Origin of the sequence: Actinacidiphila guanduensis (assembly GCF_900103985.1) — a bacterium.
Taxonomy (GTDB): Bacteria; Actinomycetota; Actinomycetes; order Streptomycetales; family Streptomycetaceae; genus Actinacidiphila; species Actinacidiphila guanduensis.
Genome location: NZ_FNIE01000011.1, coordinates 1 through 12,886, shown reverse-complemented (window position 1 = coordinate 12,886; position 12,886 = coordinate 1). Strand labels below are relative to the sequence as shown.

10 protein-coding genes are annotated in these 12,886 nt (G+C 71.4%); 8 read left to right on the top strand and 2 right to left on the bottom strand.

The genetic code is table 11. The annotated features are described in order from the left end of the window. Positions 1-48 precede the first annotated feature (48 nt). The 4 genes from secD (at position 49) to BLR33_RS23325 (ending at position 6,535) form a co-directional block, all read left to right on the top strand. A complete protein-coding gene (gene secD / locus BLR33_RS23340) occupies positions 49-1,857 on the top strand; it encodes a protein translocase subunit SecD (protein ID WP_093786548.1) in 1,809 nt (602 codons plus the stop codon). After that, positions 1,857-3,068, top strand: a complete 1,212-nt coding sequence (secF, locus tag BLR33_RS23335) for a protein translocase subunit SecF (RefSeq protein WP_093786547.1) — start codon at positions 1,857-1,859, stop codon at positions 3,066-3,068. Before secD ends, secF begins: the two co-directional genes overlap by 1 nt. 244 nt (positions 3,069-3,312) lie before the next feature. Beyond that, a complete protein-coding gene (locus BLR33_RS23330) occupies positions 3,313-3,873 on the top strand; it encodes an adenine phosphoribosyltransferase (RefSeq protein ID WP_093786546.1) in 561 nt (186 codons plus the stop codon). Between the two features lie 175 nt (positions 3,874-4,048). After that, complete coding sequence (locus BLR33_RS23325) at positions 4,049-6,535, top strand: RelA/SpoT family protein (RefSeq protein ID WP_245771618.1); 2,487 nt, start codon at positions 4,049-4,051, stop codon at positions 6,533-6,535. A 342-nt stretch (positions 6,536-6,877) separates the two neighbouring features. Here BLR33_RS23325 and BLR33_RS23320 read toward each other — a convergent pair whose 3' ends face one another. Further along, the gene (locus BLR33_RS23320; protein ID WP_093786545.1) at positions 6,878-8,104 is read right to left on the bottom strand and encodes a DUF349 domain-containing protein; all 1,227 of its coding nucleotides are present in this window, start codon (positions 8,102-8,104) and stop codon (positions 6,878-6,880) included. Between the two features lie 205 nt (positions 8,105-8,309). After that, entirely contained in the window at positions 8,310-9,167 is an 858-nt protein-coding gene (locus tag BLR33_RS23315; protein WP_093786544.1) for a peptidylprolyl isomerase, read from the bottom strand. 348 nt (positions 9,168-9,515) lie between these two features. Between BLR33_RS23315 and BLR33_RS23310 the strand changes: the two genes are divergently transcribed. The 4 genes from BLR33_RS23310 to BLR33_RS23295 form a co-directional block, all read left to right on the top strand. After that, a complete protein-coding gene (locus BLR33_RS23310) occupies positions 9,516-10,226 on the top strand; it encodes an MBL fold metallo-hydrolase (protein WP_093786543.1) in 711 nt (236 codons plus the stop codon). A 10-nt stretch (positions 10,227-10,236) separates the two neighbouring features. Continuing rightward, entirely contained in the window at positions 10,237-11,508 is a 1,272-nt protein-coding gene (hisS, locus tag BLR33_RS23305) for a histidine--tRNA ligase (RefSeq protein ID WP_093786542.1), read from the top strand. Positions 11,509-11,630: 122 nt separating this feature from the next. Further along, positions 11,631-12,296 (top strand): vitamin K epoxide reductase family protein, encoded by a 666-nt coding sequence (locus BLR33_RS23300; RefSeq protein ID WP_093786541.1) that lies wholly within the window; start codon positions 11,631-11,633, stop codon positions 12,294-12,296. A 111-nt stretch (positions 12,297-12,407) separates the two neighbouring features. Next, on the top strand, positions 12,408-12,886 hold a 479-nt coding region (locus tag BLR33_RS23295; protein WP_143031741.1), incomplete at its 3' end, for an AAA family ATPase.

Sequence of the window (12,886 nt, the reverse complement as noted above, 5' to 3'; positions counted from 1 at the left end):
CGCGGGCCCGTGCGGCCCCGGGGCGGTAGGACAGGGAGAAACAAGAAGGTGGCAGCAGCCAAGAAGGGCCGTAGCAGGTCCTCAAGGAGCCAGGGGTACCCCGGCCGCGCCCTCGCCGTGATCCTCATCGCCCTGGTGGCGCTGACCGGAGGGATCTTCCTCTCCGGCAACACCACTCCCCGGTTGGGCATCGACCTCGCCGGCGGTGTGAGCATCACGCTCACCGCCAAGCCCGACCAGCACGGCGCGGTCACGAAGCAGAACATGGACACCGCGGTCAACATCATCAACAACCGCGTGAACGGGCTGGGCGTCTCCGAGGCCGAGGTGCAGACCCAGGGGTCCGACAACATCATCGTCGACATCCCCAAGGGCACCAACGCCGACCAGGCCGAGAAGCAGGTCGGCACCACCGCGCAGCTGTACTTCCGGCAGGTCCTCGCCGACGACAACGGCGTGCCCACCAAGCCGACCAGCACCCCGAGCCCGTCCGCCACGGGCAGCGGCGCCACCCCGAAGTCGTCCAGCACCCCGTCCGGCACCGCCACCCCGAAGTCCACCGGCACGCCAAAGACGTCGAGCACGCCGACCGGCACCTCGACCCCGCAGGGCCGCGCGGTCACCGGCGCGCTGACGAAGTCCGGCAGCACCGCGACGCCGACGACCCCCGCCGCCCCGCCGGCCACCACCGCCCCGGCGGCGCCCCCGGCCACCACGGCGCCGGCCGCCGGCACCGGCGACCTGTCGATCCCGGCCGACCTGCAGGCCAAGTTCCAGGCGCTGGACTGCACCAAGCCCGCCCAGCGGGCCGCGATCAGCGAGAACGCCAAGCCCACCGACAAGGTGATCGCCTGCGGCCAGTACAACAAGCAGTGGATCAAGTACGTGCTCGGCCCGTCCCTGATCGACGGCAAGCGCGTCACCAGCGCCAACGCCAACTTCGACACCCAGGGCGGCGACGGCTGGGTGGTGAACCTCGGCTTCGACTCCAAGGGCGCCAGCCAGTTCACCAACGTCACCAAGTCGCTCTCGGCGCAGCAGCAGCCGAACAACCAGTTCGCCATCGACCTCGACGGCAACGTGGTCTCGGCCCCCTCGGTCTCCCAGACCCTCAGCGCCGGCACCGCCCAGATCTCCGGCAGCTTCACCCAGCAGTCCGCCGAGGACCTGGCGAACGTGCTGAAGTACGGCTCGCTGCCGCTGGCCTTCAACATCTCCGACAAGACCACGGTCTCCGCCGCCCTCGGCGGCGAGCAGCTGCGCGGCGGCCTGATCGCCGGCGCGGTGGGCCTGGCCCTCGTCGTGATCTACCTGCTGGCGTACTACCGCGGTCTGAGCTTCGTCGCCGTCCTCAGCCTCGTGGTCTCCGCCGCGCTGACCTACACGATCATGTGCCTGCTCGGCCGGGCGATCGGGTTCGCGCTGAACCTGCCGGCGGTCTGCGGTGCCATCGTCGCCATCGGTATCACCGCCGACTCCTTCATCGTCTTCTTCGAGAGAATCCGCGACGGGCTGCGCGACGGCAGGTCGCTGCAGCCGGCCGTCGCCCGCGGCTGGCCGCGCGCCCGGCGCACCATCCTGGTGTCGGACTTCGTCTCCTTCCTCGCCGCGGCCGTCCTCTACGTGGTCTCCGTCGGCAAGGTCCGCGGCTTCGCCTTCACCCTGGGCCTGACGACGCTGCTCGACGTCGCGGTGGTGTTCCTGTTCACCAAGCCGCTGATGACGATGCTCGCCACCCGGCCCTTCTACGCCAAGGGCCACAAGTGGTCCGGGCTCAACCCCGAGAGCCTGGGCGTCAAGGCGCCGTTGCGCCGGATCCGCCGCCAGTCGCCCCCCTCCGAGACGAAGGAAGCCTGATGTCCAAGCTCGGTACGCTCGGCCACCGGCTGCACCGCGGCGAGGTCAGCTACGACTTCGTCGGCAAGCGGAAGATCTGGTACACCTTCTCGATCCTCGTGACCGTCGTCGCGATCGTCGGCCTGGTGGTCAACGGGCTCAAGGAGAGCATCGACTTCTCCGGCGGCGCCGTCTTCAACACCCCCAAGACCTCGATCTCGGTCTCGCAGGCGCAGAGCAAGATCGCCGGCGACACCGACGGCGAGACCGCCACCGTGCAGAAGCTCGGCACCGGCAGCCTGCGCATCCAGGTCAGCGGGCTGTCCACCGACCAGTCCAAGCAGGTCCAGCAGAAGATCGCCCAGGACCTCGGCTTCCCGTCGGCGAAGATCGACGCGGAGATCGTCGGCCCGAGCTGGGGCAAGGAGATCACCCACAAGGCCGTCGAGGGCCTGATCATCTTCCTGGTGCTGGTGGTCATCTACCTCGCCATCACCTTCGAGTGGCGGATGGCCCTGGCCGCCCTGATCGCCCTGCTGCACGACCTCACCATCACCACCGGTGTCTACGCCATCGTCGGCTTCGAGGTCTCGCCCGGTACGGTGATCGGCCTGCTGACGATCCTCGGCTACTCGCTCTACGACACGGTCGTGGTGTTCGACGGCCTGAAGGAAGCCAGCAAGGACATCACCAAGAAGAACACCTTCACCTACAGCGAGATCGCCAACCGCAGCCTCAACAGCACCCTGGTGCGGTCGATCAACACCACGGTGGTCGCCCTGCTGCCGGTGGCGGCGCTGCTCTTCATCGGCGGCGGCATCCTCGGCGCCGGCATGCTCAACGACATCGCCCTGGCGCTGTTCGTCGGCCTCACCGCGGGCGCGTACTCCTCGATCTTCATCGCGACCCCGATCGTCGCCGAGTTCAAGGAGCGCGAGCCGGCGATGCAGGCGCTGCGCAAGCGGGTGCTGGCCAAGCGCAAGTCCGACGCGGCCAAGGCCGCGGCCCGGATCGCCGCGGGCGAGGACCCCGAGGCGATCGAGGAGCCGGACGGCGCTGACGGCGTGGACGACGCGGACGACTTCGACGACGAGGACGAGGAGGCCACCCCGGCGGTCGTCGGGCAGCGGCCCTCCTCGGGCGGCACGCGCTCCGGTGCCGCCGCTCGGCCGCGCCCGCAGTCCGGCAGCCGTGCCGCCCGCCGCAACCGCTCCTCCGGCAAGCGCCGCTGACCGCGATCCCCTCACCCGAGGGCACCGCGCACCACGAAGCGCACCATCCCGGCGCCCGCCGGCCGTCCCGCACCGGACGGCGGCGGGCGCCGCGCGTTGCCTGCCCGCCGTCCCGTAGGATTTCCGGGCCCGAACACCCCCGTACCGCCCGGCGCCCGGCGCACACCGCCGACCGCGGCCGGGAACCACGCGATACGGTCCGGCACCGCCCGGCCGGTACACCGCCGCACCCGAAAGAGGCACCATGACCACGACGGAAGCCGCCGGCGCCGAGCTGCGGGACCTGCTGATCTCCCGCATCCGCGACGTGCAGGACTACCCGCAGCCCGGTGTCGTCTTCAAGGACATCACCCCGCTGCTCGCCGACCCCGTCGCCTTCAGCGCGCTCGTCGACGCGCTCGCCGAACTGTGCCGCAAGCACGCCGCCACCAAGGTCGTCGGCCTCGAAGCACGCGGCTTCATCCTCGCCGCCCCCGCCGCCGCCCGCGCCCACCTCGGCTTCGTCCCGGTCCGCAAGGCCGGCAAGCTCCCCGGGCCCACCCTCGCCCAGGGCTACGACCTGGAGTACGGCAGCGCGGAGATCGAGGTCCACGCCGACGCCTTCGGGCCCGGCGACCGCGTCATCATCATCGACGACGTGCTCGCCACCGGCGGCACCGCGGAGGCCGCGCTCGACCTGATCCGCCGCACCGGCGCCTCCGTCGTCGGCGTCTCGGTGCTGCTGGAGCTGGGCTTCCTGGCCGGGCGCGAGCGCCTGGCCCCGCAGCTGAAGGGCGCCCCGCTGGACGCCCTGCTCACCCTCTGAGCCCCCTGCCGGCCCACCGGGCGGGCCGGAGGCGTTCCGAGGGGCCTCCCGGCCTCCTGAGGGGCCCGCTCCCGGCCTCCTGAGGGGGCCGCGGGGCTCCGGGGGCGCCTCGGGGGCGCACGGGGGCAGCAAAGAGCGCAGGCGGGGCGCCCGGCTTCGGGCGCGGCTCGATACCATGGGGGTTCCACCACGTGGAGGAGTGCCCGTGCCAGACCAGGCCCAGCCGATCGAGACCGCGGGCGGCACCGGACCGGCCGCCCCCGCGCAGCCGAGCACGCCCGTGGACGGCGCCCAGGCCGAGCCCAGGCCCGCGCCGCCCGCCGTGCGCCCGGTGCGCACCCCCGGGGCGGTGGCACCCACCCGGCCCGGCGCCTCCTCCAGCCGCGTCCGCGCCCGGCTGGCCCGTCTCGGCGTCCAGCGTTCCAGCGCCTACAACCCCGTGCTGGAGCCGCTGCTGCGGATCGTGCGGGGCAACGACCCGAAGGGCGACAGCGCCCAGCTGCGCCAGATCGAGGCCGCCTACCAGGTCGCCGAGCGCTGGCACCGCGGCCAGAAGCGCAAGAGCGGCGACCCGTACATCACCCACCCGCTCGCGGTGACCACGATCCTCGCCGAGCTGGGCATGGACCCGGCCACCTTGATGGCCGGGCTGCTGCACGACACGGTGGAGGACACCGACTACGGCCTGGAGCAGCTGCGCCGCGACTTCGGCGACCAGGTGGCGCTGCTGGTGGACGGCGTCACCAAGCTGGACAAGGTCAAGTTCGGCGAGGCCGCGCAGGCCGAGACCGTGCGCAAGATGGTCGTCGCCATGGCGAAGGACCCCCGGGTCCTGGTGATCAAGCTCGCCGACCGCCTGCACAACATGCGCACGATGCGCTATCTCAAGCGCGAGAAGCAGGAGAAGAAGGCCCGCGAGACGCTGGAGATCTACGCCCCGCTCGCCCACCGGCTGGGCATGAACACCATCAAGTGGGAGCTGGAGGACCTCGCCTTCGCGATCCTCTACCCGAAGATGTACGACGAGATCGTCCGCCTGGTCGCCGAGCGCGCCCCCAAGCGGGACGAGTACCTCGCCGTGGTCACCGACCAGGTCCAGCAGGATCTGCGCGCGGCCCGCATCAAGGCCACCGTCACCGGCCGCCCGAAGCACTACTACAGCGTGTACCAGAAGATGATCGTCCGCGGCCGGGACTTCGCCGAGATCTACGACCTGGTCGGCATCCGGGTGCTGGTCGACACCGTCCGCGACTGCTACGCGGCGCTGGGCACCATCCACGCGCGGTGGAACCCGGTGCCGGGGCGGTTCAAGGACTACATCGCGATGCCGAAGTTCAACATGTACCAGTCCCTGCACACCACCGTGATCGGCCCCAGTGGCAAGCCCGTCGAGCTGCAGATCCGCACCTTCGACATGCACCGCAGGGCCGAGTACGGCATCGCCGCGCACTGGAAGTACAAGCAGGAGGCGGTGGCCGGCGCATCCAAGGTGCGCACCGACAGCCCGCGTTCGGACAAGAAGGACGACGCGGTCAACGACATGGCCTGGCTGCGCCAGCTGCTGGACTGGCAGAAGGAGACCGAGGACCCGGGCGAGTTCCTGGAGTCGCTGCGGTTCGACCTGTCCAAGAGCGAGGTCTTCGTCTTCACGCCCAAGGGCGACGTGATAGCGCTGCCGGCCGGCGCCACCCCGGTGGACTTCGCCTACGCCGTGCACACCGAGGTCGGCCACCGCACGATAGGCGCCCGCGTCAACGGCCGCCTGGTGCCGCTGGAGTCGACCCTGGAGAACGGCGACACCGTGGAGGTCTTCACCTCCAAGGCGGCCGGCGCCGGGCCCTCGCAGGACTGGCTGGGCTTCGTCAAGTCGCCCCGGGCGCGCAACAAGATCCGCGCCTGGTTCTCCAAGGAGCGCCGCGAGGAGGCGGTGGAGCAGGGCAAGGAGGCCATCGCGCGGGCGATGCGCAAGCAGAACCTGCCGATCCAGCGGGTGCTCACCGGTGACTCCCTGGTCACCCTGGCGCACGAGATGCGCTACCCCGACATCTCCGCGCTGTACGCGGCGATCGGCGAGGGCCACATCACCGCGCAGTCCGTGGTGCAGAAGCTGGTGGACGCGCTCGGCGGCGAGGACGGCGCCACCGAGGACATCGCCGAGATCACCACGCCGACCCGGGGCCGCACCAAGCGGCGGGCCAACGCCGATCCCGGGGTGATCGTCAAGGGCGAGAGCGATGTGTGGGTCAAGCTGTCGCGGTGCTGCACGCCGGTACCGGGCGATCCGATCATCGGGTTCGTGACCCGTGGCAACGGGGTGTCGGTGCACCGTGCCGACTGCGTCAACGTGGACGCGCTCGCGCAGCAGCCCGAGCGCATGATCGACGTCGAGTGGGCGCCCACGCAGTCCTCGGTCTTCCTGGTCGCCATCCAGGTCGAGGCGCTGGACCGCTCGCGCCTGCTCTCCGATGTCACGCGGGTGCTGTCCGACCAGCACGTCAACATTCTCTCCGCGGCCGTCCAGACCTCCCGCGACCGCGTCGCCACCTCGCGCTTCACCTTCGAGATGGGCGACCCCAAGCACCTGGGCCACGTCCTCAAAGCCGTCCGCGGCGTCGAGGGCGTCTACGACGTGTACCGGGTGACCTCCGGTCGGGCGCGGTAGCGGCATCCCGCCGCGGGGGGCCGGCCCGCTCCCGGCCACAGCCCGGGACGTGGCTGGTCGCGCAGTTCTCCCCCAGCGCTTCGCCCGGTAGGTACCCCCACCCCGAGAGCTTCGCGTGGGAGGAAGCCACGGCGCCCCCGAGCCCGTACGGGCTTGCTCTTTGCGCGAAGGGCGAGGTGTGACACCTCAAGGGGCGCGAGGAACTGCGCGACCAGCCATGAACCGGCGGACGGTCCGGGGACCGGGGGAGGGGGCAGCCCGGTCGGGGGTCGGCCACCGGCCGGTGGCCCGGGGGGCAGGGGGGGCCGGGGCTGACCCCGGCGGCCCCCCTCGGGCCCGCGCCTAGCGGAACTCGCCCATGCCCTTCAGCGCGGCGTCCAACAGCGCCTGCCGCCCGTCGAGTTCACTCTGCAGCTTGTCGGCCTTCGCGGTGTTGCCGGCGGAGCGCGCGGCCTCGATCTGCGCCTGCAGCTTCTCCACCGCCGCCTGCAGCTGCCCGGTCAGGCCCGCCGCCCGCGCCCGGACCTCCGGGTTCGTACGGCGCCACTCGGCCTCCTCGGACTCCTGCAGCGCCCGCTCGACCGCGTGCATCCGCGCCTCGATCCGCGGCCGGGCGTCGCGCGGCACGTGGCCGATGGCCTCCCACCGCTCGTTGATCCCGCGGAACGCGGCCCGCGCCGCCTTCAGGTCGGTCACCGGCAGCAGCTTCTCCGCCTCGGTGACCAGCTCCTCCTTGCGTGCCAGGTTGTCCCGCTGCTCGGTGTCGCGCTCGGCGAACACCTCGGAGCGGGCGGCGAAGAAGACGTCCTGCGCACCGCGGAAGCGGTTCCACAGGTCCTCCTCCGCCTCGCGCTGCGCGCGCCCGGCCGCCTTCCAGTCCGCCATCAGCTCGCGGTAGCGGGCCGCGGTCGGCCCCCAGTCGGTGGACTGCGAGAGCGACTGCGCCTCGGCGACCAGCTTCTCCTTGGTCCGCCTGGCCTCCTCGCGCTGCGCGTCCAGCGACGCGAAGTGCGCCTTGCGGCGCTTGGAGAACACCGAGCGGGCGTGGCTGAAGCGGTGCCACAGCTCGTCGTCGGCCTTGCGGTCCAGGCGCGGCAGGCCCTTCCAGGTGTCGACCAGCGCGCGCAGCCGCTCGCCCGCCGTGCGCCACTGCTCGCTCTCGGCCAACTGCTCGGCCTCGGCCACCAGTTGCTCCTTGGCGGTGCGGGCCTCCTCGCTCTGCTTGGCCCGCGCCGCCCGGCGCTCCTCCCGCTTGCTGTCCACGAGGGCGACCAAGGCGTCAAGGCGCGCGCCGAGGGCCTCCAGGTCGCCGACCGCGTGCGCCTCGGTCACCGAGGTGCGCAGGTGCTCGATCGCGGCCAGCGCCTCCTTGGGTGCCAGGTCGGTGGTCTGCACCCGCCGTTCGAGGAGGCCGATCTCCACGACGAGACCCTCGTACTTGCGCTCGAAGTAGGCCAGCGCCTCCTGGGGGGAGCCCGCCTGCCACGAACCGACCTCCTTCTCGCCGTCGGCCGTACGCACGTACACGGTCCCCGTCTCATCGACGCGGCCCCACGGGTCGCTGCTCACAGCGCCTCCCTCATGCGATACCCGCGCCCGGCACCGCCGGCGGGCATCGTCCACAGTTCTCTCCGGCCGGGCCGCACGCCCAGACCGGTCCCATCCGCCAACATAGGCGACCGGCGGCCCGGCTGTCCGCATCCGATGCGCGCCCAATCTCGAATTCGGATACCGATCAGGACTCGATCAGATCATCGGCCGGGCACGACGCGGCTCAGGAGGTGGTGACCGTCGCCTTGTTGATGACCACGGTGGCGTTGGGCGCGCCGTCGCCCTGCCCGGTGCTCTCGCCGGCGGCCGCGATCTTGTTCAGCACCTTCATCCCGGCCGGGCTGATCGTGCCGAACGGCGTGTACTGCGGGGGCAGCGGGCTGTCCTTGTAGACGAGGAAGAACTGGCTGCCGCCGGTGTGCGCCTGGCCGGTGTTGGCCATGGCGACGGTGCCGGTCGGGTAGGTCACGACGCCGGAGCTGTCGGCCTTGCCCAGCCCGTTGAGGTTCTCGTCGGGGATGGTGTAGCCGGGGCCGCCCTGGCCGGTGCCCTGCGGGTCGCCGCACTGCAGCACGTAGATGCCGGTGGTGGTCAGGCGGTGGCACTTGGTGTGGTCGAAGAAGTGCTGGCCGGCCAGGAAGGCGAAGGAGTTGACGGTGTGCGGGGCCTTCGCCGCGTCGAGCGAGATCGGGATCGCGCCGCAGGTGGTGTCGAGGGTGAAGGTGTACTTGGCGCTCTTGTCGACGGTGAGCGCCGGCTCCTTCTTCCACTGCTTGGTGCCCGGCTTGCCGGCGGCGGGCTTGGCGCACGGGTCGGGCGCCTTGCTGGTGGGCGTGGCCGAGGGGGTGCCGCTCGGCGCGTTGCTCGGGGCGCTCGCCGCCGCGTCGTCCTTCTTCTTGCCGCTGCTGTCGAACGCGCCGGCCGCGTAGGCGCCGCCGAACGAGGCCGCGATCACCACGGCCACCACCGCGATCACCGAGTTGCGCACCCTGGCCTTGCGGCGTGCGCTCGACCGGCGCTGCTGCTGCCGTGCGAACTTCTCCCGGGCGAGCTGCCGCCGCCGCTGATCCTTGGTGACCACTTCGCCGTCTCCGTCATGTGTGTGGGTCGGGTTGCCGTCCGTGCCGCGCAGCGACGCCGTACGTTGTATCTTGCGGGTACTTCCTGTGTGTGCGTGGGCCGTACCGGCGTGCGGTGCTGCCGTGCGCGCGTGCACGTGCCGCAGATCTTCGCGTCACCACGCGCCCGCCGTCCAGTCCGCGAACCGGCCGGCACCGGCGAGCAGCCGCCGGGAAAGCAGCCGGGAGCAGCCGGCACCAGTCAACAGGTGCACCCTATGAGTTCGCGGCGGCCGCGCGGTGGCCGGTAGGCTCGTTGCGGACCAGGAGCGGGCCGCCCAGGCCCCACCGCGGACGACAGAAGGACGAACGTGCTCATTGCCGGGTTCCCCGCCGGGGCCTGGGGCACCAACTGCTACGTGGTCGCCCCCGCCGCGGGCGAGGAGTGCGTGATCGTCGACCCGGGCCACCAGGCGGCCCAGGGCGTCGAGGACACGCTCGCCAAGCACCGGCTCAAGCCCGTCGCGGTCGTGCTCAGCCACGGCCACATCGACCACGTGGCCTCCGTCGTCCCGGTCTGCGGCGCCCACGACGTGCCCGCCTGGATCCACCCGCAGGACCGCTTCATGCTCGCCGACCCGGAGAAGGCGCTCGGCGCCGCCATCGGGGCCCGGCTGATGGGCGAGCTGACCGTCGGCGAGCCCGACGACCTGCGGGAACTCACCGACGGCGGGACCCTGCCGCTGGCCGGTCTGGAGTTCGGCGTGTCCCATGCGCCCGGCCATACCAAGGGGTCGGTGACCTTCCGGCTGCCCGAGACGCCCGACATCCCGTCGGTGCTGTTCTCCGGCGACCTGCTGTTCGCCGGCTCCGTCGGACGCACCGACCTGCCCGGTGGCTCCACCGCCGAGCTGTACGAGTCGCTGGCCCGTGTGTGCCTGCCGCTCGACGACTCGACGGTGGTGCTCTCCGGGCACGGCCCCCAGACGACCATCGGCCGCGAGCGCGCCGCCAACCCCTACCTGGGCGAGGCGGCCCGCACGCACGGAGCCGGCGCCCCGGCTCCACGACGAGGAATGTGACCTTCCCGCTGTGAGCGACGAGACCTCCTTCCAGGCCCCCAAGGGCACCTTCGACCTGCTGCCGCCCGACTCGGCGGTCTTCCTCGCCGTGCGCGACGCCCTCTCGGCGCCCGCCCGGCGGGCCGGCTACGGCTATGTGGAGACCCCCGGCTTCGAGTCCGTCGGCCTCTTCTCCCGCGGCGTCGGCGAGTCCACCGACATCGTGACCAAGGAGATGTACACCCTCACCACCAAGGGCGGCACCGAACTGGCGCTGCGCCCCGAGGGCACCGCCTCCGTGCTGCGCGCCGCCCTGCAGGCCAACCTGCACCGCGGCGGCAACCTGCCGGTCAAGCTCTGGTACTCCGGCTCCTACTACCGCTACGAGCGGCCGCAGGCCGGCCGCTACCGGCACTTCTCGCAGGTCGGCGCCGAGGCGATCGGCGCCGAGGACCCGCTGCTCGACACCGAGTTGATCGTGCTGGCCGTCGACGGCTACCGCTCGCTCGGCCTGACCGGCTTCCGGCTGCTGCTCAACACCCTCGGCGACCGCGAGTGCCGCCCGGTCTACCGCGCCGCCCTCCAGGACTTCCTGCGCGGCCTGGACCTGGACGAGGAGACCCGGCGCCGGATCGAGATCAACCCGCTGCGGGTGCTGGACGACAAACGCGAGTCCGTGCAGCGCCAGTTGGCGGGCGCGCCGCTCATCGGCGACCACCTGTGCGAGGCGTGCAAGGAGTACCACGAGCAGGTCCGCGACCTGCTGACCGCCTCGGGCGTCGCCTTCGAGGACGACCCGCGGCTGGTGCGCGGCCTGGACTACTACACCAGGACCACCTTCGAGTTCGTGCACGACGGCCTCGGCTCGCAGTCCGCGATCGGCGGCGGCGGGCGCTACGACGGCCTGTCGGAGATGATCGGCGGCCCCTCGCTGCCCTCGGTCGGCTGGGCGCTCGGCGTGGACCGTACCGTGCTCGCGCTGCGCTCGGAGGGCGTCGCACTCGACCTGCCCGCGGCCACCGACGTCTACGCGGTGCCGATGGGCGAGGAGGCGCGGCGGACGCTGTTCACCGTCGTCACCGAGCTGCGCCGCGCGGGGGTGGCCGCGGACATGGCGTTCGGCGGCAGGAGCGTGAAGAACGCCATGAAGTCCGCCAACCGCTCCGGCGCCCGGTTCGCGCTGATCGCCGGCGAGCGGGACCTGGCCGACGGAGTGGTGCAGATCAAGGACCTCGCGGGCGGGGAGCAGGAGCCGGTCGCGCTCAACGAGGTCGTCGCGGCCGTCAAGTCCCGGCTCGGCTGAACCCTCTTCCGTGTCACGCGAACCCTCGTATGTGTCACCAGGGCGGCGGATCTTACACCGTTCACACCGCCCTGGTGCACAATGAGGGGGCCCGCCCCCACGGACCTGGAGAATCGGCGACCATGACGACTTCCGCGCTCGACGACACGCGCACGGACGGTGACCGCAGTCCGCGTCCCAACGGCGAGGACGACACCCTCGCCTCGGGCCGGGCGTTCACCTGGCTGCTGCTGATCTGCGGGGCGCTGGGCCTCGTTGCCTCTTTCGTCATCACCAACGACAAGTTCAACCTGCTGCAGGCGAAGATCGACGGCAGGACGATCCACCTGTCGTGCAGCCTCAACCCGATCATCTCCTGTGGCGACGTGATGGAGTCCCGCCAGGCGCACGCCTTCGGCTTCCAGAACCCGATCATCGGTCTGGTCTCCTACGGTGTGGTGATCTGCCTGGCGATGGGCGTTTTCGCCGGCGCCCGCTACAAGCCCTGGTTCTGGTACGGCCTGCAGGCCGGCGGCCTGTTCGGCGTGGGCTTCATCTCCTGGCTGCAGTACCAGACGATCTACAACATCAACGCCATCTGCCTGTGGTGCTGCCTGGCGTGGGTCGTCACGATTCTGATCTTCTGGTACACGGCCGTGCACAACATCAAGCACGGCCTGATCAAGGTGCCGGCCAAGGCCCGCTCGCTGGTGCTGGAGTTCCACTGGGTCGTGCCGATCCTGTGGTACGGCGTGATCGCGATGCTGATCCTCACGCACTTCTGGTACTACTGGAAGACCGTCATCTGATCTTGCCCGGTGTCCATCGCCGTCGGCGGCCGTGACCCCGTGCTTCGCCGCCGCCCCCCGGTTCCGCAGGGGGGCGGCGGCTTTGTCACAGGGGTGCAATACGCTGCAAGGATGGAGCCGGATCTGTTCAGCGCGGCCGCGGAGGAGCGCCGCGAGAAGGACCCCAGCAGCACCCCGCTCGCCGTCCGCATGCGCCCGCGCACGCTGGAGGAAGTGGTGGGCCAGCAGCACCTGCTGCGCAAGGGCTCACCGCTGCGCCGCCTGGTGGGCGAGGGCGGCAGCGGTCCCGCCGGCGCCTCGTCGGTGATCCTGTGGGGCCCGCCCGGCACCGGCAAGACCACGCTGGCGTACGTGGTCAGCAAGGCGACGAACAAGCGGTTCGTGGAGCTGTCCGCGATCACCGCCGGCGTCAAGGAGGTCCGCGCGGTCATCGAGAGCGCCAAGCGCCAGTCCGGCGGGTACGACCGCGAGACCGTCCTCTTCCTGGACGAGATCCACCGCTTCAGCAAGGCCCAGCAGGACTCCCTGCTGCCCGCCGTGGAGAACCGCTGGGTCACCCTCATCGCCGCCACCACCGAGAACCCGTACTT

Bases quoted from the DNA above. Each gene is read 5' to 3' on its own strand.
- secF (WP_093786547.1), top strand. From the start codon at position 1,857: ATGTCCAAGCTCGGTACGCTCGGCCACCGGCTGCACCGCGGCGAGGTC.
- BLR33_RS23330 (WP_093786546.1), top strand. From the start codon at position 3,313: ATGACCACGACGGAAGCCGCCGGCGCCGAGCTGCGGGACCTGCTGATC.
- BLR33_RS23325 (WP_245771618.1), top strand. From the start codon at position 4,049: ATGGGGGTTCCACCACGTGGAGGAGTGCCCGTGCCAGACCAGGCCCAG.
- BLR33_RS23300 (WP_093786541.1), top strand. From the start codon at position 11,631: ATGACGACTTCCGCGCTCGACGACACGCGCACGGACGGTGACCGCAGT.